The 20,347-nt window shown below is 57.4% G+C and carries 22 protein-coding genes; 17 read left to right on the forward strand and 5 right to left on the reverse strand.

Going from position 1 to position 20,347, the window contains the following annotated elements; genetic code table 11:
* Window positions 1–10 precede the first annotated feature (10 nt).
* The 10 genes from ABAC460_RS41880 (at window position 11) to ABAC460_RS41925 (ending at window position 12,140) form a co-directional block, all read left to right on the forward strand.
* Window positions 11–265, forward strand: coding sequence for a hypothetical protein (locus tag ABAC460_RS41880; protein ID WP_023454791.1), 255 nt, complete (start codon window positions 11–13; stop codon window positions 263–265).
* Between the two features lie 162 nt (window positions 266–427).
* Window positions 428–1,519, forward strand: a complete 1,092-nt coding sequence (locus ABAC460_RS41885; RefSeq protein WP_023454792.1) for a flavin-containing monooxygenase — start codon at window positions 428–430, stop codon at window positions 1,517–1,519.
* Between the two features lie 97 nt (window positions 1,520–1,616).
* On the forward strand, window positions 1,617–2,090 hold the full coding sequence (locus ABAC460_RS49890; RefSeq protein ID WP_155914710.1) for a hypothetical protein: 474 nt from the start codon (window positions 1,617–1,619) through the stop codon (window positions 2,088–2,090).
* Between the two features lie 66 nt (window positions 2,091–2,156).
* Entirely contained in the window at window positions 2,157–3,413 is a 1,257-nt protein-coding gene (locus tag ABAC460_RS41890) for a TolC family protein (protein ID WP_023454793.1), read from the forward strand.
* Complete coding sequence (locus tag ABAC460_RS41895; RefSeq protein WP_023454794.1) at window positions 3,410–4,564, forward strand: efflux RND transporter periplasmic adaptor subunit; 1,155 nt, start codon at window positions 3,410–3,412, stop codon at window positions 4,562–4,564. The genes ABAC460_RS41890 and ABAC460_RS41895 overlap by 4 nt, the downstream gene beginning before the upstream one ends.
* Before the next feature lie 2 nt (window positions 4,565–4,566).
* Window positions 4,567–7,806 (forward strand): efflux RND transporter permease subunit, encoded by a 3,240-nt coding sequence (locus ABAC460_RS41900; protein WP_031237214.1) that lies wholly within the window; start codon window positions 4,567–4,569, stop codon window positions 7,804–7,806.
* 63 nt (window positions 7,807–7,869) lie between these two features.
* A complete protein-coding gene (locus tag ABAC460_RS41905) occupies window positions 7,870–8,193 on the forward strand; it encodes a DUF190 domain-containing protein (RefSeq protein ID WP_023454796.1) in 324 nt (107 codons plus the stop codon).
* Complete coding sequence (locus tag ABAC460_RS41910) at window positions 8,193–9,122, forward strand: cation diffusion facilitator family transporter (RefSeq protein WP_023454797.1); 930 nt, start codon at window positions 8,193–8,195, stop codon at window positions 9,120–9,122. The genes ABAC460_RS41905 and ABAC460_RS41910 overlap by 1 nt, the downstream gene beginning before the upstream one ends.
* Window positions 9,122–9,547 (forward strand): hypothetical protein, encoded by a 426-nt coding sequence (locus tag ABAC460_RS41915; protein ID WP_023454798.1) that lies wholly within the window; start codon window positions 9,122–9,124, stop codon window positions 9,545–9,547. Before ABAC460_RS41910 ends, ABAC460_RS41915 begins: the two co-directional genes overlap by 1 nt.
* Window positions 9,548–9,731: 184 nt before the next feature.
* Window positions 9,732–12,140 (forward strand): heavy metal translocating P-type ATPase, encoded by a 2,409-nt coding sequence (locus ABAC460_RS41925; protein ID WP_081716636.1) that lies wholly within the window; start codon window positions 9,732–9,734, stop codon window positions 12,138–12,140.
* A gap of 154 nt (window positions 12,141–12,294) precedes the next feature.
* On the opposite strand, the gene ABAC460_RS48530 is transcribed toward ABAC460_RS41925, so the two are convergent.
* Window positions 12,295–12,690 (reverse strand): MerR family transcriptional regulator, encoded by a 396-nt coding sequence (locus ABAC460_RS48530; protein ID WP_023454801.1) that lies wholly within the window; start codon window positions 12,688–12,690, stop codon window positions 12,295–12,297.
* 94 nt (window positions 12,691–12,784) lie between these two features.
* Between ABAC460_RS48530 and ABAC460_RS49895 the strand changes: the two genes are divergently transcribed.
* Both ABAC460_RS49895 and ABAC460_RS41935 read left to right on the forward strand, forming a co-directional pair.
* Complete coding sequence (locus ABAC460_RS49895; RefSeq protein ID WP_155914711.1) at window positions 12,785–13,054, forward strand: hypothetical protein; 270 nt, start codon at window positions 12,785–12,787, stop codon at window positions 13,052–13,054.
* A 32-nt stretch (window positions 13,055–13,086) separates the two neighbouring features.
* On the forward strand, window positions 13,087–13,416 hold the full coding sequence (locus ABAC460_RS41935; RefSeq protein WP_023454802.1) for a YnfA family protein: 330 nt from the start codon (window positions 13,087–13,089) through the stop codon (window positions 13,414–13,416).
* An 89-nt stretch (window positions 13,417–13,505) separates the two neighbouring features.
* On the opposite strand, the gene ABAC460_RS41940 is transcribed toward ABAC460_RS41935, so the two are convergent.
* Window positions 13,506–13,949: a methyltransferase family protein gene (locus ABAC460_RS41940; RefSeq protein ID WP_023454803.1), complete on the reverse strand. Its 444-nt coding sequence runs from the start codon at window positions 13,947–13,949 to the stop codon at window positions 13,506–13,508.
* Window positions 13,950–14,065: 116 nt separating this feature from the next.
* Window positions 14,066–14,662, reverse strand: coding sequence for a metalloregulator ArsR/SmtB family transcription factor (locus tag ABAC460_RS41945; protein WP_200863692.1), 597 nt, complete (start codon window positions 14,660–14,662; stop codon window positions 14,066–14,068).
* 195 nt (window positions 14,663–14,857) lie between these two features.
* Between ABAC460_RS41945 and ABAC460_RS41950 the strand changes: the two genes are divergently transcribed.
* The 5 genes from ABAC460_RS41950 (at window position 14,858) to ABAC460_RS41970 (ending at window position 18,887) form a co-directional block, all read left to right on the forward strand.
* Window positions 14,858–15,598 carry an MBL fold metallo-hydrolase gene (locus ABAC460_RS41950; RefSeq protein ID WP_023454805.1) on the forward strand — a complete coding sequence of 247 codons (741 nt, stop codon included), beginning with the start codon at window positions 14,858–14,860 and terminating at the stop codon, window positions 15,596–15,598.
* A complete protein-coding gene (locus ABAC460_RS41955) occupies window positions 15,595–16,860 on the forward strand; it encodes an MFS transporter (RefSeq protein ID WP_031237223.1) in 1,266 nt (421 codons plus the stop codon). The genes ABAC460_RS41950 and ABAC460_RS41955 overlap by 4 nt, the downstream gene beginning before the upstream one ends.
* Window positions 16,857–18,002, forward strand: a complete 1,146-nt coding sequence (locus tag ABAC460_RS41960) for a cysteine desulfurase family protein (RefSeq protein ID WP_023454807.1) — start codon at window positions 16,857–16,859, stop codon at window positions 18,000–18,002. Before ABAC460_RS41955 ends, ABAC460_RS41960 begins: the two co-directional genes overlap by 4 nt.
* A gap of 5 nt (window positions 18,003–18,007) precedes the next feature.
* Entirely contained in the window at window positions 18,008–18,424 is a 417-nt protein-coding gene (locus ABAC460_RS41965; RefSeq protein ID WP_031237226.1) for a hypothetical protein, read from the forward strand.
* Between the two features lie 256 nt (window positions 18,425–18,680).
* Complete coding sequence (locus ABAC460_RS41970) at window positions 18,681–18,887, forward strand: hypothetical protein (RefSeq protein WP_023454809.1); 207 nt, start codon at window positions 18,681–18,683, stop codon at window positions 18,885–18,887.
* An 11-nt stretch (window positions 18,888–18,898) separates the two neighbouring features.
* On the opposite strand, the gene ABAC460_RS41975 is transcribed toward ABAC460_RS41970, so the two are convergent.
* Window positions 18,899–19,375, reverse strand: coding sequence for a DUF305 domain-containing protein (locus tag ABAC460_RS41975; RefSeq protein ID WP_023454810.1), 477 nt, complete (start codon window positions 19,373–19,375; stop codon window positions 18,899–18,901).
* A 716-nt stretch (window positions 19,376–20,091) separates the two neighbouring features.
* On the reverse strand, window positions 20,092–20,289 hold the full coding sequence (locus ABAC460_RS48545; RefSeq protein WP_023454813.1) for a hypothetical protein: 198 nt from the start codon (window positions 20,287–20,289) through the stop codon (window positions 20,092–20,094).
* Window positions 20,290–20,347: the final 58 nt, after the last annotated feature.

Here is a 20,347-nt window from a genome sequence, read left to right on the forward strand (position 1 = left end):
GGAGTTTCCGATGCGAACCTTAAAACTTATCGTCCCCTCCGCAATCATCGCTTTATTATTGACGACCACGGCCTGCACGACTCCTGACGCCACGGCGGAAGCGAAGGGCTACACTTTGAAAACCGTGAAAAGTTCTCCTGCGCCGCGTGACAAATTTTACAAGATCATCAAGGTCCCAATCCAGCCCAAGCCGGCATCGAGTTGTGCTAAGGAAGAAAGCACAACGGATCAGAACGGCCCGAAACCGGATTGTAAGACCAACTGACTTGGGGTGTCTAAAGCGGCAGGTTCGTGCACGATGGACATCGAATTGCCGGGCGCCTTGACACTTTGAATCTGAAAGCGGCATGTCTCTACCCCGCCACCTTCTGCGTTTCACGACATCGCATCGACTTTACGCGGAGAGCAGGATTACACAGAATAGGCCATGACCCGAGCGCTCAATCTAATCCCGACAGTTCTCGACGTGCTCGTCATTGGTGCAGGCCAAGCAGGCCTTGCGGCCGGTTACCACCTAAAACAAGCCGGTCTGAAATTCCGAATCCTGGAACGAGGTTCCCGCATCGGCGATAGTTGGAGAAGCCGCTACGACTCCCTGCTCCTGTTCACCCCAAGACATATGAGTGCACTGCCTGGCTTGGCTCTTGACGGGGATCCGAACGGTTTTCCATCGCGCGATGAGTACGCTGATTATCTGGAACGCTATGTGGCGGCGATTGAGTTACCGATCACATTCAAGACGTCGGTGATCAAACTCAAAAAAACTCCGGTGGGGCTTTTCGAAGCCGTTTTGTCCACCACAAGCCGCATTCTTGCCAGATCGGTGATCGTTGCAACGGGCACGTTTGAAAAGGCCATCGTCCCGAAAGAAGCCGGTGGCTTTTCAAGCAAGGTGAAGCAGATAACGGTCGAGGCCTATCGCAATCCACTGCAGGTGCCAAAAGGAGCTGTCCTCATTGTCGGTGATGGTGCAAGCGGTCGGGACATTGCCTTAGAACTTCATAACAGCCACGACGTGACCTTAGCGAGTGGGAGGAAGAGGACGCTTTTTCCGGAGACTTTTCTGGGGCGCAATATCTGGAAATGGATGGATTTGGCAGGCTTCTTAAGCGCGCCACGCAAATCTGGTATTGGCGGATGGATGATGAGAATGGACCCGATACCTGGCCGCGTTCGCAGTCTGAAGGCGTTGGCAGTGTCTGGTATCAAACTCAAACCGAGACTTGTCACGGCTGACAGAGAAACGGCTGGCTTTCAGGACGGTTCGTCCCAGCCTGTCCGGACAGTCATCTGGGCCGTAGGCTATGGCCGCCGTTCATCTTGGATCGATGTTCCTGGCTCAAAAGATCTGAATGGCAATCCCATTCACACGGATGGCGTTTCGCCTGCTGAAGGATTGTTTTATATGGGCCGGCCCTGGCAGCGAAACTGGGCCTCGGGTCTGATAGGTGGTGTCGGCGACGACGCCGAATTCATCATCGCCAAAATCAATGAGGACCTGAGAAAGTCCGGGCAATGACCCTCGGTCGCCGATTGTCAGAATGCCAATGGGCAGCCGCTTACTCGAACAGTAAAGATGTAACGAAATATTATAACGTTTTCAGGCATAGTGTTACTTGTCGAAATATGGTCGATTGTTCTGTTTTGACAAATCATCACTTGACATTAGATCAATCGGTATCGATTCTCACAACGTGAATATGGCATCCGAATCTTGTCTGGCTCGCATTCGTGCGTATGTCGTTATTGTCTTACTGGCTATGACGATGTGGGCGAACATGTCTGCGGCCCAAGCCCAGGTGCTGAACTACTCCCACATGTCGCATGGTGAAACAGCGCTTCCCGATGGCGGGTGGGCGACGTGCGTAAGCCAAGCTGAACTCTGCTCTTCCGCTCCTGAATCTGACGGGGAAAAGGGGATGCTTGGACTGCATCACCATCATTACGGCGATTCGCAGTTTAGTGCCCTTGCGCCGGATTTCTATCAAGACTGCGCAATTTTGGATCGCCTGGGGGTATTTGGACCGAGCAACGAACCTGCGGTGAAAACCGCAGCTGCGTCCAGCGCCGACCAACCTCCGAAAGTCTAATCGAGACGCTTTCAAGCTCGCACCCGCTTGCGGGTGCCTCGGTTTTACTTTCCAGAGGTTCCAATCATGACATTCAAATTTGGAGGGGCGCTTAGTGCGCTTCTCCTCGGGGCGGGCACAAGTTTGCTCATTCCTTCGCGCGCGCTGGCCGACCCGGCGCCGGCGTTTCACGAATTGCTACGACAAGCTCAGGCATCCCCTCGATTGCGGGAGGCGCAGGCCACTGTCGGCCAGGCCGAAGGCCTGGCACGGCAATCTCGCGCCTGGCTCAATCCGAGTGTGAGCTTGAATGTCGAGAATTTTGGCGGCAAGGGCTCCTATTCGGGCAATCAAAGCGCTGAAACGACGGCCGCCGTCGAACAGACCATTGAACTGGGCGGAAAGCGAAGTGCACGAATTGCCGCAGGTGATGCGGGTGTCGAGGCTTCCCGCGCCAGAGCGAACCAGGTCAGTGCCGACTTCGCCTTCGACCTCGCCCAGGCTTATGCCGATGCGGAGGCTGCTGATATCCGCTTGCAGCTCGCCCGCGATTCCCTCGCCTTGGCTGAGGATGATGCCCGCGTGGCCGATGCACTCGTCAAAGCTGGCAAGGAAGCCGATCTCAGGTCGGTCCAAGCCCGCTCGGTTGTAGAGGCTGCCCGTGCCGACGTCGATGAGGCGCAAGCCGCTCGCACCGGTGCGTTCGCACGACTTACAGCCCTGGTCGACTCGCCGGTACCGTTTACCTCCATCCCCGTGAGTCTCCTGGCTCATGCCGACATTGACGAGCCGATCCCAACCGCCGACCCATTGAACAGCCCAGGCTATCTCGTCGCCCAGGCCGAACGTGCCGAGGTTGCCAAGCGCGTTCGCATTGAGCAGACACGATCGTCGCCGGATGTAACGGTCTCGGTGGGCGTCCGCCGGCTGGCGGCCGACGACTCGAATGCGTTCGTTGGCGGTGTATCGGTCCCGTTCCCGATATTCGACCGAAATCGCGGCAATATCAGTGCCGTGCAGTCTGAGCTTTCAGCGGCTGACGAGCGTGTCAATATCGCGCGCCTCGATGCGCAAGCAGACATTCAATCCGCGACTGGTCGCCTTTACGCTGCCGTTACCAGGGTCAAATCGGCACAGGACAGCGAACGCACGGCATTGGAAGCCTATCGGCTTACACGCGTTGGCTACGAAGCTGGCAAACTTCCGCTCAGTGAAGTTCTCAATGCCCGTCGGACCCTTACCGATGCCAGAAATCAATCTCTCAAGGCGAGACAAGATCGTCTGAGTGCCGAAGCTGAACTCGCGCGCCTGCGTGGCGTCGCCCCCTTTGGAGACCAATCGTGAAATCGAATAACCGATACCTTTATGGTGGCGCCCTCGCAGCTGTGCTCTTGGCTGGCTTGAGCGGCTTTGGACTGGCGCGTTGTACTGCCGACAAAACGCCTGCTAGTACCGCAATCGTGGCCGAAGATGAAAAGCCTTCGGATGAACTCAAGCTGAGCCCGGAGGCAATTGCAACGGCCGGGATCAGCGTCGAGACTGTCACAGCGGGCGGACTTTCCTCCGAAATCATTACCCAGGCTCAGGTTGTCGCAACACCGAACGGTCAGGCTTCGCTTACCGCGCGAGCGGCTGGTTCTATCTCACGTATCTACAAACGTCTGGGTGATCCGGTTAAGGCCGGAGAGGCCTTGGCTCTGATCGAAAGCCGTGATGCCGGTCAGATCGCAGCCGATCGGACGACAGCGATCGCAAGGGCAAATGTGGCCCAGGCCAACCTCGCCCGTGAGAAATCCCTGCTCGACCAAGGTGTCTCGGCCCGAGTTGATTATGAACGAGCGCAAGCCGAAGCCGCCGCGGCCCAGGCAGAAGTGACCCGAACGCAATCAGCGGCTTCGGCTGCTCGCATCACAAGTGACGGACATGGTGTCATTGTCGCGAGCCCGATTTCGGGGCGCGTAACGGCCAGCATGGCAAGCCTCGGCGCCTTTGTGCAGCCGGAGACCGAGTTGTTCCGTGTATCCGACCCAAACCTTGTCCAAGTAGAGGCGGCAATCAGTTCGTCCGACATGCAAAGAGTCGCTGTCGGCGACCGAGCTGTTATCGCCTTGCCGGACGGCCGAACCATGGAAGCGCGTGTACGATCGGTGACCCCGGCTCTGGATGCCGAAACGCGCGCCGCGACAGCGGTGCTGGATGTAGTGGGTGGCGAATTGCAACCCGGCCTTTCGGTACGAGCAAGGCTGTTTCCGCAAGGAACGAGTGAATCGACGGCCATTGTTGTTCCGGAGGAGGCCGTTCAATCCGTAAATGGCCAGGACGTTGTCTTCGTTCGCACGAAAGACGGCTTCAAGGTCACGCCTGTCACGGTTGGACAGCGCAGCGCCGGCCGGGCTGAGATTACGTCGGGTTTGACCTCCGGTCAGTCCATTGCCACCAGCAAAGCCTTCTCGTTGAAGGCAGAGCTTGGCAAGGGCGCGGCTGAGGAGGAATAGCCATGATTGGAAACTTAATGGCCCTCAGCGTGCGCGCACGCTGGGCCGTCGTGCTCATCATCCTGATGATCGGGGCGTTTGGCGCCTGGCAACTGACAAAGCTGCCGATCGACGCCGTGCCGGATATCACCAACAAGCAAGTGCAGATCAACACGCTCGATTCAGGCCTGTCACCGATCGAAATCGAAAAGCGGGTGACATTCCCGATCGAGACGGCCCTGTCCGGCATCCCCGGCCTTGAAACGACACGATCCCTGTCCCGCAATGGTTTCTCGCAGGTCACGGCGATCTTCAGCGAAAGTACCGACCTTTATTTCGCGCGCCAACAAGTCAGCGAACGCATTGCCCAGGCCCGTGACAGCCTGCCAGAGGGCACGCAGCCTCAGATCGGCCCCGTTACGACTGGTCTTGGCGAAGTCTACATGTACGCTATCGACTACGCCAATCCCGACGGCAAGGGCGCAAAGATCGTCGATGGTCAGCCCGGCTGGCAATCGGACGGGAGCTTCCTTACCCCCGAAGGCGACCGCCTGACAGATGAAGTCTCACGAGCGGCCTATCTCCGAACCGTGCAGACCTGGATTATTTCGCCGCAACTACGTACGGTAAAAGGTGTCGCAGGTGTCGACTCAATTGGTGGGTTCGAGAAGCAATATATTGTCGAGCCCGATCCGGTAAAGCTGAGCGCCTACGGTGTATCCTTTTCGGAACTGGCCAAGGCTCTGGAGGCGGCCAATATCTCCGTTGGCGCCAACTTCCTCAATCGGGGAGGGGAAGCCTATCTGGTCCGGGCCGATGCGCGCATCCGGTCGCTCGACGAGATCAACCAGGCCGTCATCGCCACGCGCGGCGGCCTTCCTGTTGCTGTCAAGGACGTCGCCACTGTTCGATTGGGCGGCGAACTGCGCACGGGTGCAGCCAGCATGAACGGCCACGAGGTCGTCATCGGCACCACGCTGATGCTGATCGGTGAAAATAGCCGCACCGTCGCCAAGGCGGTCGGTGAAAAGCTCGATACCATCAAGAAGTCGCTGCCGCCTGGACTTAAGGTGACACCTACGCTGGATCGCTCCAAACTGGTCAATGCAACGGTTCACACGGTTCAGAAAAACCTGTTGGAAGGTGCAATCCTTGTTGCAGCGGCGCTGTTCCTGCTGCTCGGCAATGTCCGCGCGGCCATCATCGCCGTCCTGATCATTCCTTTTTCATTCTTGATGATGGCGATCGGCATGAATGGCATGAAGGTGTCGGGAAACTTGATGAGCCTCGGTGCCCTCGACTTCGGTCTGATCGTCGACGGCGCCGTCATCATCATCGAAAACTGTTTGCGCCGGCTGGCAGAACGCCAACACCATGAGGGCCGGGTCCTGAATCTTCGCGAGCGGCTTGAAGAGACGACCCTGGCGACGCAGGAAATGATCAAGCCGACCGTGTACGGCCAGGCAATCATCTTTCTGGTCTTCGCGCCGCTGCTTACCTTCACCGGCGTCGAAGGCAAGACCTTCTCGCCGATGGCAATCACGCTGATCCTGGCCCTGGCGGCGGCGTTCGTGCTGTCCATCACCTTCGTACCTGCCATGGTCGCTCTGCTGATCCGTGGCAAGGTAACGGAAAAGGAAGTCTGGATCATCCGCAAGATCAAGGCGGCCTACGAACCAGTTCTTCATAGCGCTGTTGCCAAACCGTGGCCTTTCATCGCTGCAGGCATCGGAATCTTCGCCGTCTCCGGGTTCGTCTTCACGCTCCTGGGCCAGGAGTTCATCCCGCAACTGGACGAAAAGAACATCGCATTAGCCTCATCGCGCATCCCTTCAACCTCTCTTGAGGAGTCATTGAATATGCAGAAGGGCGTCGAGAAAGCGGTCTCCAGTCTGCCGGAAGTGGAAATGATGTTTTCCAAGACCGGCACTGCGGAAGTGGCCACCGACCCGATGCCACCCAATATATCCGACGGCTTCGTTATCCTCAAAGAGGAGAAGGATTGGCCGAAGGGCGTCACGACGAAAGCCCAGGTCGTTGAGCGTATTGAAAAGCGCTCGAGCGCCCTGGTTGGTCAGAACTACGAACTGAGCCAACCGATCCAGCTTCGCTTCAACGAACTGATTGCTGGTGTACGGGGTGATGTCGCCATCAAACTCTATGGTGACGATCTCGACAAGATGAGCGCATCGGCCGCGAAAATCGTCAGCGCCCTGCAGTCGGTCTCGGGAGCTGAGGACGTCAAGGCAGAGCAAACCGACGGTTCGCCGACACTCGACGTCCAGTTTGATCGCAGTGCCATCGCGCGCTACGGTCTGACAGTCGAGGAGGTGGCAGATACGGTCGCGGCGGCGATGGGCGGGCGAGAAGCCGGCCTTGTCTTCGAGGGGGACAGGCGCTTCGACGTCGTCGTTCGGGTGGCTCAGGTCAGTCGTGATGATCTCGACGCCTTCAAGGCCCTTCCAGTCATGTTGCCGGAAGAGGCTGGCCATGCCCGCGGCTCTGTACCGCTTAGCCAGGTGGCGCAATTCCGTTTTACAGAGGGTCTCAATCAGATCTCGCGTGAAAACGGCAAACGCCGCATCGTCATCCAGGCCAATGTTCGCGGCCGCGATGTCGGATCCTTCGTCACCGAGGCCTTGCCGAAGGTCGAAGCAGTCGCGCTGCCGACCGGATCGTTTCTCGAATGGGGCGGTCAGTTCCAGAACCTGAAGGCAGCGTCTGATCGTCTTGCGATCGTCGTGCCTATCTGCTTTCTGGCGATCTTCGGGCTGCTGTACATGGCGCTCGGCGGTATCGGGCGGGCATTTTCCGTCTTCACCGCCGTACCTCTGGCTCTGGCAGGTGGGGTCTTCACCCTTGCCATGACGGGTATCGCCTTCTCGGTCTCAGCCGCCGTCGGCTTCATATGCTTGTCTGGGGTCGCCGTCCTCAACGGTCTCGTCGTTATGAGCAGTATCCGCCAGCGTATCGAGGCCGGTATGGAGCTAAGCAAGGCGATCACCGAAGGCATGATCGAACGGGTACGTCCGGTCATCATGACGGGACTCGTGCCCGCAATTGGGTTTATCCCGATGGCCATCGGTACAGGGACGGGAGCCGAGGTCCAAAAGCCTCTGGCCGTTGTCGTCATCGGCGGGTTGGTCACCGCGACCGCCCTGACGCTTCTGGTTCTGCCCGCCATCACCCAGGTAGTTCTTGGCCTTGGCGAGCGCCTAAGTCGCAAGAAGGAACCGGCTATCGTTCAAACACCCGCGGAGTAAGTGCGAAGCGCATCCCGGCGCTGTCGCCGGGATGCGCAACTCTCTTTTGGAAGGAAACACATCATGAGCCAAACCATGAAGCTGCTCAGAATCTACACCAGTGAAAGCGCATACTTCGGCGACAGCAAAGTCTTTGCTGTGATCGCCACGCGTGCCCGAGACGCCAAGATGTCCGGGGCGACCGTGTTGCAGGCCCTTGTCGGGTTCGGAAAGTCCGCTCATCTGCGCACACGCCATGTGCTTGAGGACGATCAGGCGCTCGTCATCGAAATCGTCGACGAGGAGGATCGCCTGCGGGCATTTGTGGCTTCGATTTCCGATGTCACCGGCATAGGACTCATCACGATGGAAGCCGTCGAGGTCTTGGTATTTGGCGGAGGGAAGTAATGCAGGAGAAGGACAGGCACCGTGAAAGGGCGAACGGTAGTGAAGACGCGCACGGCCATGCGGGGGGCACGACCAACGAAAAGAGGCTGACGATTGCCGTCGCATTGACCGGCACCTTTCTGATTGCCGAAGTCATTGGCGGCCTCGTGACCAACAGCCTGGCCCTGTTGTCGGATGCGGCTCATATGCTCACCGACGTCATGGCCCTTGTCCTTGCCCTTGTAGCCATCAAGATCGGTAAGCGGGCTGCGGATCACCGGCGAAGCTATGGTTATCGCCGCTTCGAAATCATCGCCGCAGCGTTCAACGCTTTGCTCCTTTTTGTCGTCGCGATCTATATTCTCTATGAGGCGGTTCAACGCTTCCAGAAACCTCCGGAAATCCAAACTGGCGGCATGCTGATCCTCGCTGCAATCGGTCTCATCATCAACCTGATAAGCATGCAGGTCTTGCGTGGTGCCAGCGACAGCAGTCTCAACATGAAAGGGGCCTATCTGGAGGTCCTGTCAGATATGGTCGGATCCGTTGCGGTTATCGCGGGCGCCGCCATTATATATTACACTGGCTGGAAACAGGTCGATCCCATTCTGGCAGTCCTGATCAGCCTCTGGGTCTTGCCAAGGACGTGGAAACTCCTCGCCGATAGCACTCAGGTCCTGCTCGAAGGTACCCCCTCGGGAATTGACGTGAAAAAGCTCAGGTCAGACCTACTCGCTTTGCAGGGTGTCACGGGTGTCCATGACCTGCATGTGTGGAGCATAACCAGCGGACAACACAGTATGACCGCGCATTTACTGGTCGAAGTGTGGCCCCAGGATTCTGAGTTGCTGGAAGTAGCACATAGTGTCGCGGCCGAACACGACATCAAACACGCCAGCTTCCAAATTGAAATTGAACATATAGGCAGTCCGCTAGAGGAGCACGTATAATGAAGCATGCAATTATTGCCATGACCCTAGCGGCATTGTTGACGGGCTGTGTAACCGCGGCCCCGACGTCTCTGGATCAAAAGCTCGCAGGCAAAACGGACAAGGAATCCCGAACCATCCTTGGCTACGCCTGTTATCGGGAGGCCGAATGGCCGACCTACAACTCAATCGAATATAAAAACTCGGGAGCGAGGAGGCGCGGCCAGATGAAGAACAACCCCGGGCCCGAAGTGAGAGACATGCTGGCGCTTTGCCGCGACATGCGGAAGTCGACGCCGGAAAATGCCAAAGCCCTGGCAACCGAGTGTGGTGAGTTATTAGCGCAAAAGAGCAGACGGTACGGGGTTAAGGCGGAAGGTCATATCCAGCGCACAAAAGACTTGTGTGAACGCATGACCCGCGAATCCGTCAGCCCTCCGATTTGATGGTAGAGCGCGGGGAAGCTGGGGCCTTCGATCAACAAGGTTTCCCAACGTATTCCTCAAAACGAATGGCTTTCTTAGCGCGCCGGCCCGCAGGCTTGGCCTGGAAATTTCTCTGAGGCATCAGGGGGCGATGCCTCCAGCCCCTCGCGGGTTTCAATCAATACGACGACCCATGGAGTCACTTATGACTGACCAACCCCACGATCATAGCAAAACATCTGGTCCGCAAGATGCCCACAATCACGATCAGGACAGCGAACAAACACGCGCTGTTGAGGCAAAAGTGGCGGCCGATCATGCAGGCCATGATCACAAGGCTCACGGTCACGAGGTCGAGGCCATCTCGCAGGAACCTGGTGGACATGCGGGTCACGATCACTCGGCACACGAAAAGGATGACGGCTGCTGCTCGACGAAAGCCGCGGCACCTGGGTGGACGCCTGTAAAAGTCGCCAGTTCCACCGCTGGAACGACCACGGCAATTCGCATAATGCAGATGGATTGCGCGACAGAAGAAACCTTGATCGACAACAAGCTTGGGGGAATGAAAACTGTCAAGGGTTTGAATTTCAACCTGATGCAGCGTGTACTCACGGTCGTGCATGAGCCCGCAGCGCTCGACGGGATATTGGAGGCGATCCGGTCGCTCGGCTTCAAGCCGGAGGTTCTGGATCAGGCAACCGCATCTGAAGGGATATCGGCCCTGGCGCCGGAACCCGCAAAGCCCTGGTGGCCACTGGCGCTCGCGGGTGTCGCCGCGATTGCGTCCGAGGCGGTCGACTGGATGGGCATGCCGGAGGCTATATCAGCTGTGCTCGCGTTCATTGCCGTCGGTGTGTGCGGCTGGCCGGTCTACAAAAAAGGTTGGATTGCGATCGCCAACCTGAACCTCAATATCAATGCGCTCATGAGTATTGCAGTCACGGGCGCGATGATCCTGCGGCAATGGCCCGAAGCCGCCATGGTGATGGTGTTGTTCGCTATCTCGGAACTGATCGAGGCGAAGTCCATGGACCGGGCGCGCAATGCGATCCAGGGTTTGATGTCGCTGACGTCCGAAACGGCGACGGTCAAACAAGCCGACGGCAGTTGGAAAGAAATCGACGTCAAGGACGTAGCGCTCGACGCTATCGTGCGAGTCAAACCTGGTGAGCGCATCGGTCTGGACGGCGCAATCTCCAACGGCCGCTCAACCATAAACCAGGCTCCGATTACAGGTGAGAGCCTGCCGGTCGATAAAGGCGAGGGGGATCAGGTCTTTGCCGGTACGATCAATGAATCCGGCTCGTTCGAATATAAGGTTACGGCCGCAGCCGGGAACACCACGCTTGCGAAGATCATCCGCGCAGTCGAAAGCGCCCAGGGGGCTAAGGCGCCGACCCAGCGTTTCGTCGATCAATTTTCCCGTATCTATACACCCATCGTCTTCGCCATCGCCCTTGCCGTCGCCATTCTCCCGCCGTTGTTCATGGGTGGCGACTGGATGGCCTGGATTTACAAGGCACTGGTCTTGCTCGTTATCGCGTGTCCGTGTGCCCTGGTCATCTCGACACCTGTGACGATCGTCAGCGGGCTGGCTACGGCCGCGAAGAACGGCATCCTTGTCAAGGGTGGCGTATATTTGGAGGAGGGACGCAAGCTCAAATGGCTCGCGCTGGACAAGACCGGCACAATCACTCACGGAAAGCCTGTTCAGACCGACTTCGTCGCCTTGGCTGATGGTGACCCGCAGCGCTACCGCGAATTGGCGGCAGGCCTGGCCAGCCGCTCCGACCATCCAGTATCCCAGGCGGTTGCAAAGAAGGCGGCAGAGGAGGGCGTCAAACTGCCCGACGTCGCCGACTTCGAGGCGCTGCCTGGCAAGGGGACCAAAGGTCGTATCGATAATACGACCTACCATCTAGGCAATCACCGCCTGACGCACGAACGCGGCCTGTGCAGTCCGGAACTGGAAGCTCGGCTGACCGAACTCGAAAAGTCGGGCAAGACGGTCATCGTTCTCACCGATGACAAGACTGTCCTGGCGCTGTTCGCTGTTGCGGATACAGTCAAGCAATCGAGCCGCGTCGCGATCGCCGAGTTGCACGAGCTCGGGGTCAAAACCGTGATGCTGACGGGCGACAACGTACATACGGCACAAGCGATCGCGAAAGAGGTCGGGATCGACGAGGCGCTTGGAGATCAGCTGCCCGAGGACAAGCTTGAAGCCATCAAGAAATTTGCCAAAGACGGCAAGATCGGCATGGTCGGGGATGGTATCAATGATGCCCCCGCTCTGGCTCAAGCGGATGTCGGCTTCGCCATGGGAGCCATGGGCACGGATACGGCCATTGAAACCGCGGATGTCGCTCTGATGGACGATGACCTCCGCAAGATCGGCGTTTTCGTGCGCCTGTCGCGAAAGACACGCGCGATCCTGGTCCAGAACATCAGCTTTGCACTGGGATTGAAGGCGGTCTTCCTCGTCATCACACTTGCCGGCCTTGGCACTATGTGGATGGCGGTTTTCGCCGATGTCGGTGCCAGCCTGCTTGTCGTCGCGAACGGATTGCGACTGCTGCGCCGTGTCGAGGTAGCCAAGTCACCGCATTAGATTGAATTGTCGCTTGGCTCCACGGCCAGGCTGGGTGGGCTTTCAGTCACGCCGACCGCCGCAACCATGGACGAGCAAGCCGCGCTTCTGACAGCCAGCATTGGAATAGGTTCTCACCTTTCTAATCGTTTCAAGGCGTACTCGCCACCTAGGTCTATTGGGCGATCTCATCATAGATATGACAAGGTGCTTTATTCTGCATACACCCCGACTGGCAATTCTCGACATAGAGCGACAGCGTGAAGTCCAGTTCCTGTAACGCTTGAATTCGCGCCTTAATCGCATTGCGCTGAACCGAGAAGAAATCGACGGTTTCCTGGCAGGGTTTGCCATTGGCCTCCAGCGTCAGAAGTTCCTTAATCTTGTCGAGCGGCATGTCGATGTCGCGACAGCGGCGGATGAGGATCAGGCGCGCGAGATCCTTACGATTGTAGGCCCTGTGCCCGCCTTCGCGACGTTGTGGTTGAGGAAGAAGGCCGACAGATTCGTAATAGCGGATTGTCGGGACCGTGCATTGCGCGCGCTTTGCCAGTTCACCAATCGAAATCATGAGTCCCTCAAAAAATAGGTGTTGAACCTAAAGTAACTTGAGGATGCATGGATTTTATCTCAAGTCCATCCGGTCTTCAAAATTGGAGTAAACCATGATCAAAAAAACAGTAATTGGGTTGGTCGTCGCATGTCTCACCTGTTGCGCGGCACTCATTTTTATTCCTGCTTTGGCCGGGGTTTCCCTGTTCGGCATCAGTCTCTTTGGAGGCCCATTAAGCCTCGAAACGATATTGTGCGGCGGCGCGCTTGCCATGTTGGTTGTCGTCATTTCCTATTACGCGATCAAGGCGTTGAGGACGAAGCGGACGTCCTCGTGCGGTCAGACGGCTTGCTCGGCCACCGGCAAGTGCGGATGCAAATAGACAAGATTTCATCGGTGAGGCAGAACCATCAGATGAAAACCCTTCTGATCTATGGCTTCGCCGCCGTTTTCGAAATCGCAGGCTGTTTTTCGTTCTGGGCCTGGTTGAAACTGCACAAATCCGCGTGGTGGCTTGCACCCGGGATCGCTAGCCTCATTCTCTTTGCGTACCTGCTGACTCTCGTCGATTCGCCCGCCGCAGGCCGAACCTATGCTGCCTATGGAGCAATCTATATCGCCTCGTCGCTGATCTGGTTGTGGCTGGTCGAGCATCAGCGCCCCGACCGCTGGGATATGGCAGGCCTCGTATTGTGCCTGATCGGATCGGCTGTCATTCTTTTCGGCGTCCGCGGGCAAATTTAGGCGTATGGACTGAGGTGTTAATTGCAGGCGACCGTTTTAGACCAGGGTTCGGGTTTTGGTGAATGTCATGTCACCAAGACGCCTGACTCCTATATCCATCTTCTGACTTTTCGGCGGTATTCGTCATAGGCGGCGCCAAAAACGCGGGACATCGCCTTTTCTTCAAAACGGATGAAGGTACGATCGATAATGACAGCGAAGATGGCGGGAACGAGGTAGCCGTAAATTTCCCCCAGACCGATGGCGACGCCGCAAAGCATCACCACGAACCCCAGATACATAGGATTGCGGGTGTAACGGAACCAGCCTGCGGTCACGAGCACATTCGGATCATTGTACGGAATGAGATTGGTCTTGACCGTCCCGAACAGGCGAGCGGAGGGCAGGTTAAGGCCGAGACCGAGAAGAAATAGCGTCGGACCCAGAGCCCAGTTCCACGGTGCCGGCAACGGCCTAAGACCGGATAGGAACAGGTTCAGGGCAATGATCACCACGATCGATCCATAAAACAGGTGCGGCGGCAAAATCTTCATTCTGGCTCTCCCGACCGACAGGGTTGTAGATCCTGCCTTTAGTACGCACAGGGCGTAGGCGCGGTTACAACCGACCGAATTGTTTTATCGATGTCGAGCGGAACCGCGTCAACCTGTCAGGGGGCGGCCCATTCCGCAACGCCGTCACGGAGTTTCACGGCGTCAAACCCCCTGGCGCGAAGCATGTTGACCGCATCTTTAGCCATGAGACAGAAGGGACCGCGGCAATAGGCGACGATTGGACGGTCCCGCGGCAGTTCATTCAGGCGCTCTTCAATCTCGGCCAAGGGCAATGAGCGAGCGAACGGCAAGTGCGCCACCTGGAATTCAAGCTCAGGTCGCACATCTATGACGATGATGTCACCGGCGGCTGCGCGCTCCAACAGATCGTTGCGCGAGGCGCCTTCCCACTCGTCGCTTGCGCCGGCAAACCTTTCCAGCGCATCCTTAAGTTCCGTAAGCCTTGCTTCGGCGAGCATCCTTGTTGTCACCCAAAAACGGGCAACGTCTTCACTGGCAAGCCGATAGATGACGTATTTGCCCTGTCGTTCCGTATCGACAAGCCGGGCAGACTTCAGATCCTTCAGGTGCGCGCTGGCCAGCTTCACGCTGATCTGCGCCTCTCGCGCCAGGGCCTCCACCGTCATGGGCGCCTGACAGAGCAACTCTATCAGTTCCAGACGCTTCGGGCTCGCGGCCGCTTTGCCGATCATAGCGACCTGCCCGTAGAGCATATCCTTTATCTGACGGTTCTGCGGGCGCGCGGATGACGTGTCTGTGAGAGGTGTCTGCAATGAAGGCGCCTTGACTGAAAATCGCGTTGCAACTATAAATCAATCTAACATATCTTAGAATGTTAGGAAAGATGGTTTTATCTGCCCTCCTACGTTCGCCCCATCGGAGACATCATGTTTTTCAGACAACGTGTAAATGCGGACGCGTCCTTGTCGTATTTTTTCGGCTGTGCCGGCAAAGGCAAGGCGATTGCCGTCGATGTCCTGGCCGGAGACGAGGACTGGTACGTCGATCAGGCCGCAAAGCTGAATGTGGCGATCACCCATGTTATCGACACGCATATCCACGCCGATCATCTGTCGGGCGGACCGAAACTGGCGCAAACGGCTGACGCTGCCTACGCTTTGCACGAAAGTAATCTCGGCAAGACAGGCTTTGAGTTCACGCCGCTGAAAGATGGTGAGATCATTCCGGCGGGTAACACGCAGGTGAAGGTTCTGCACACGCCGGGGCATTCGCCAGATAGCCTTTGTCTTTTGGTGACCGATTTGCGTCGGGGAGAGGACCCGTGGTTCGTCTTGACCGGTGACACGCTCTTCGTCGGCTCCGTTGGCCGTCCCGATCTTGCGGGCCGGGAAGTGGAGATGGCCGGCGTTCTGTGGCAAAGCCTGCATGACCGGTTGCTTGTCCTGCCGGATGATATGGAAATCTTTCCTGGTCACCAGTCTGGCAGCCCATGCGGGGCCGATTTGTCTGGAAAGCCATCGTCGACTATAGGGTTTGAAACCCGCTGGAACCCGCTCCTTGGCATGGACAAACAGGCCTTTGTCGCGGCGCTGACCGCACAGATACCGCCACGCCCTGACGATATGGATCGGCTTGTCGCCCTGAACCTTGGTCTGGTTGCCGCGTGAACCTCACGCCGTCTTTATCCCAAAAGCCCATTGCTTTGGGTCTGAGCGCGAACTGGCCTCAGTTCGCGCTTCTCGTGCTGATCAACGCCTTCGTCGGGGCAATGGTCGGGATGGAACGCAGTATCTTGCCCGCCATGGCCGAGGACGTTTTCAAGCTGTCGGCGCACACCGCAATCCTTTCCTTTATCGTTGTCTTCGGCATCTCCAAAGCGCTGACGAACTACATGGCCGGGCGCCTTTCCGACCGATATGGCCGGAAGATCGTGTTGGTCATAGGATGGTTGGTCGCGGTGCCCGTGCCGTTTCTTTTGATGTGGGCGCCGTCCTGGGCGTGGATTTTGGTCGCCAATCTATTCCTCGGCATCAGCCAGGGGCTGACATGGTCCACGACGGTGATCATGAAGATCGATCTCGCCGGTCCAAAGCAACGTGGCCTTGCGATGGGAATCAATGAATTCGCAGGTTATCTTGCGGTCGGTCTTTCGGCACTGGCCACCGGCTGGATCGCGGCGCGATACGGCCTGAGGCCGCAGCCCTTCTACCTCGGCGTGGCCTTTGCGGTCGCCGGCCTGTTCCTATCAATTTTGCTGGTGCGCGAAACCATCGCTTTCGCCAAGTTGGAAGCGCGACAGGCGACTGCTGAAGACACACCCTCGCAGGCTCAAATCTTCTGGCTGACGACATTCAAGGATCGCAATCTCTCGTCGATCACGCAGGCGGGATTGGTCAATAATCTCAACGACGGCATGGCGTGGGGGCTGTTCCCGCTCGTCTTTGCCGCCGCCGGTCTGAGTCTTGCGCAAATCGGTATCCTAGCGGCGACCTACCCGGCCGTCTGGGGCCTTGGCCAGCTCTTCACCGGCGGTTTGTCGGACCGGATCGGCCGCAAGGGTTTGATTGTTTCCGGCATGTGGTTGCAGGCACTCGGAATCGCAGTCGTTGTTATAGGCCACACATTCATGGCTTTCGCTGTTGCCGCCGTCCTGATCGGATTGGGCACCGCAATGGTCTATCCGACCTTGCTGGCGGCGATCGGTGACGTTGTCCATCCTGGTTGGCGGGCCTCGACGGTCGGCGTCTACCGGCTATGGCGGGACATGGGCTACGCCATCGGAGCTATCCTGTCGGGAGTGGTTGCGGATGTCTTCGGCCTAGCGGCAGCTGTCTGGACCGTTGCCATCGTGACGTTTTTATCGGGTGTCATCGCCGCTGTCAGAATGCGCGAAACGCATCAACGGCCAACCGACAGAAAGACGGCATGATGCTTTCAGCGCCTGAGACCCTCATCTACCTCGACTACAATGCGACCACGCCTGCCGCCGCCGAAGTCGTCGATGCCATGCAACCCTATTGGCGGGGCGTCTACGGCAATCCGTCATCGTCCCATCTTCAGGGCCGACTGGCCCACGACGCTATAGAGAAAGCACGGGGACAGGTAGCAGCACTCGTCGGAGTTGATCCTTCGTGGATCGTCTTTACGGGCGGTGCCACCGAAGCCAACAATATGGCGATGATCGGCGTTGCGCGTAGCCTGCCGGAGAGTCGTCGCCACATCATCATCAGCGCTGTCGAGCATCCGGCGATCATGGAGCCGGCAAAGGCTCTTGAACGTGAAGGCTTCATTCTTTCGATCGCTCCGGTGGACGAATACGGCTGCGTGCGTCTGGACGCCTTTGCCGCTTTGCTGCGACCGGAAACCGGCCTTGTCTCGATCATGCACGCCAACAATGAGACAGGATCGATCCAGCCGATCGAAGACATTGCAGGTTTTCTGAAACCCAGAGGGATTGTTTTTCATACCGACGCCGCTCAATCCGCCGGGAAATTGCCTGTGCGGGTTAACGATCTAGGTGTCGATATGCTCACCCTCGCAGGTCACAAGTTCTATGCCCCCAAGGGCGTGGGTGCTCTGGTACGCAATCCGGCGACGCGACTGCTGCCCCTGGATTACGGCGCAGGTCATGAAGGTGGGCAAAGACCTGGAACGGAGAATTTGCCGCTCATCGTGGGCTTAGGTGAGGCCGCTCGTTTGGCAACGGATGAATTGACCGTCCGAATGACGCACATGCGGCGTATGCGGGATTTACTTCACGACGGGCTGCGCGTTTTACTGCCAATGGTGCAGTTGAATGGTCACCCGTTGCGACGTCTCCCCAACACGTTGAACCTGTCGTTTCCAGGCGCAAATGCGCGTAGTTTGCTGGCGTCACTGAATGATACCGTTGCCGCTTCAGCGGGCTCGGCCTGTCACAGCGAAAACGAAACCGTAAGCGGTGTCCTGGGTGCCATGGGCATATCCCCCGAGAGGGCGGCAGGGGCCATCCGTTTTTCGGTCGGCGTCGAAACGACGGAAGCGGAAATTGTCCTCGCTATTGCCCAGGTTACGAAAGTGATCTGCGGTTAGATCCTTTGCAAGGCGTTGTGCGAATAAACCTGAAACTCACCGCCGGGTTCCGCGATCTCGAATATTTCCTCGAACCGGTCACTGGCGGTAAAGCGGTATGTTTCTCTCGTCTTGTAGCCTGCAGGTATATTCTCGAGCTGCTCACTTTCAAACGTGATTTCGTCAGACGCCAGGTTCGCCGCCTGGGCAATGTACTGATTGACGAAACCCTCGCTGTGAAACTAGCGAAAAACCACCTCGTTGCGGGCGTTGTCGAAGTTATAGAACCCGATGTCCTGATGGAGTTCTCCCTTGGGATTTTTCGGCTGAGGCAGCTAGGTCGACTTATTTCGAACACACAGGAACTTCCCATCAACCGCCAGCTCGTAGGATCGCTCGACGGCGCTGTGGCCAGGGTCTCCGTCACCTTCGCCGGCCATTAGCCGACAAGTCCGGCCAAACTGATGAGCGGTTTCCTAAGCTGCGGCGCGGCCCAGGTCAGAGCTGCCAGGAATAACGCAAAGCCGGTGCGGAAAAAAGCAGCGAGCGGCGTTCGAGAGGAGAGATCTGCACGGTTGTACCTCAGCAAGTTATCAATGGCTGTTGCAGCCAGATAGTCCAGCGCTAACGAAACGTGCATATCTGTAGCATAAGCAGACAAAACATGAACACGAATTGGGCCGGAAAATAGCCTAAGCCTTGAAGGCGCCGGTGCCGTATTTCTTTGAGGGTTTCGGTGAGGGTGAACACGCCGGCGGCTTCATCGAAAGCGCGTCAGAGAAATTCGTTCATGACTTTCTCATGACGGAAGGAATTGAACTTGCAGAAGCGTTTCCGCGCATCAAGGTTGCCAAACACCGGCGCAAGATTTTAGACCTCGTGCGCGCTTTGGCCGAAAGCGAATAAACGTTCCTCAATCAGTTCTTTGGACGCCTTGCCCGAATGGCGTTCATCTGGTCGATTTCCTGATGCTGCGATTTCTCGATGCCCAGGCAAAGCGCCTTTACTTCCGGATCCTCGATCTTGGCTTTGCGGCACATCAGTATTGCGCCAGAGTGGTGAGGGATCATTGAGTCCAGAAACCCTTGGTCGCCGACAAAAGTCTGATTCCTTATAAACGCAAAGCTGCCGACAAACAGAACGGCCAGGACGGCATAACAGATCACGTTCTTCTTCTTGTCGGCATACATCATCGGCATGGATGCTAACATGATGATGCCCATCGGTGCTGCCATGACGAGCGCCATGTAGATGAAATTAATGTTAGGTACGACGTCTGCGAAAGTGTCGACCATTACGAACATCAGGATGAACATGAGTACGGCGTTTACGCCGAGCGAAATCCAAAATTTCGTGTAATGGGAAGGCGATTTGTGATCTGAATGCGACTCCATGGTGATTTCTCCGTTGGGTTGTTAAGGTTGGTCAGCGGTGATCCCGCAGGTCAATTGACCGCCGTGCGTGCCGGTGAAACCGGCCGGAACTTGGAAAACTTGAGTAGGCGCATGTGGTGTCGTGCCGGCAACTCGAGGAGGTGATGTAGGGCCATCGCTGTGGGAACGACGCCCGCGACCATTCCCACCCAGGCCCATGGCGGCATCGCATCCGGACTGAGGTTCGCCACGTTCTGCAGGCCCTCGACATAAATCAACTGCCAGCGGATGCAGATCATATAGATGACGAAGCTGAATTCTCCGAGATAAACCAGCTAGCCTTGTGAAAGCACCGAGGAGCCCGCGCGCGCCGCCAGGCCGAGGCCCGGGATCAAGTTTGCACAGAATATTACGGTGGCTAGGTCGGGTCCATGAAGCAGGACGGTCGTGACCAGACCCGTCAATCCAACCGCGGCCATCGCCAAAGCTATTTGAATGGATGAAATCCTCCCGGATCGCCAGACTAGGCACACGGCGCAGCCCAGCGCGAAACAAGGCTCGATGCGGAGGGCACACCAGAGCATCGTGGCCTCGGTAAGCGGAAATCCTGCGAACAGGGGAAAGATCAAGTAAAGGGCACTGAGCAACACCAATGCGTCTCCTGTGGCCACGAAAGGTCTCGCCCAGAGGGCGACAGCTACCGTCGCGAAAACCGGGAAGGTCAGATAGGCAAACCACTACGCCGAGATCGACCAGGATAGGCGATTCCAGCCGCCGTGCGGCGCTATTCCCCAGGCCTGAATAAGTGGCAGCATTGCGGCGAATATCACGAGCTTGACCGCGAGCAGGACGCCGTAGGGCGACTGGAATATCTGCCCGACATGATCGAGACCGATGAGAAAGTAGCTGTTGATTAGACCGGACACGACCAGCACGGACCCGGTGGCGAGAAGCGGCGTCCCGGGACGGCATGTTTTGGGCAAGCACGGGCGC

Origin of the sequence: Asticcacaulis sp. AC460, assembly GCF_000495795.1 — a bacterium.
Classification (GTDB): Bacteria; Pseudomonadota; Alphaproteobacteria; order Caulobacterales; family Caulobacteraceae; genus Asticcacaulis.

Excerpts from the sequence above, each read along its gene's own strand:
- ABAC460_RS41885 (WP_023454792.1), top strand. The coding sequence starts at position 428 with ATGACCCGAGCGCTCAATCTAATCCCGACAGTTCTCGACGTGCTCGTC.
- ABAC460_RS41900 (WP_031237214.1), top strand. The coding sequence starts at position 4,567 with ATGATTGGAAACTTAATGGCCCTCAGCGTGCGCGCACGCTGGGCCGTC.
- ABAC460_RS41945 (WP_200863692.1), bottom strand. The coding sequence starts at position 14,662 with ATGATCGGCAAAGCGGCCGCGAGCCCGAAGCGTCTGGAACTGATAGAG.
- ABAC460_RS41910 (WP_023454797.1), top strand. The coding sequence starts at position 8,193 with ATGCAGGAGAAGGACAGGCACCGTGAAAGGGCGAACGGTAGTGAAGAC.
- ABAC460_RS41915 (WP_023454798.1), top strand. The coding sequence starts at position 9,122 with ATGAAGCATGCAATTATTGCCATGACCCTAGCGGCATTGTTGACGGGC.
- ABAC460_RS41905 (WP_023454796.1), top strand. The coding sequence starts at position 7,870 with ATGAGCCAAACCATGAAGCTGCTCAGAATCTACACCAGTGAAAGCGCA.
- ABAC460_RS41925 (WP_081716636.1), top strand. The coding sequence starts at position 9,732 with ATGACTGACCAACCCCACGATCATAGCAAAACATCTGGTCCGCAAGAT.
- ABAC460_RS48530 (WP_023454801.1), bottom strand. The coding sequence starts at position 12,690 with ATGATTTCGATTGGTGAACTGGCAAAGCGCGCGCAATGCACGGTCCCG.
- ABAC460_RS41960 (WP_023454807.1), top strand. The coding sequence starts at position 16,857 with ATGATGCTTTCAGCGCCTGAGACCCTCATCTACCTCGACTACAATGCG.
- ABAC460_RS41975 (WP_023454810.1), bottom strand. The coding sequence starts at position 19,375 with ATGGAGTCGCATTCAGATCACAAATCGCCTTCCCATTACACGAAATTT.
- ABAC460_RS41940 (WP_023454803.1), bottom strand. The coding sequence starts at position 13,949 with ATGAAGATTTTGCCGCCGCACCTGTTTTATGGATCGATCGTGGTGATC.
- ABAC460_RS49895 (WP_155914711.1), top strand. The coding sequence starts at position 12,785 with ATGATCAAAAAAACAGTAATTGGGTTGGTCGTCGCATGTCTCACCTGT.
- ABAC460_RS41950 (WP_023454805.1), top strand. The coding sequence starts at position 14,858 with ATGTTTTTCAGACAACGTGTAAATGCGGACGCGTCCTTGTCGTATTTT.
- ABAC460_RS41890 (WP_023454793.1), top strand. The coding sequence starts at position 2,157 with ATGACATTCAAATTTGGAGGGGCGCTTAGTGCGCTTCTCCTCGGGGCG.
- ABAC460_RS41880 (WP_023454791.1), top strand. The coding sequence starts at position 11 with ATGCGAACCTTAAAACTTATCGTCCCCTCCGCAATCATCGCTTTATTA.
- ABAC460_RS41935 (WP_023454802.1), top strand. The coding sequence starts at position 13,087 with ATGAAAACCCTTCTGATCTATGGCTTCGCCGCCGTTTTCGAAATCGCA.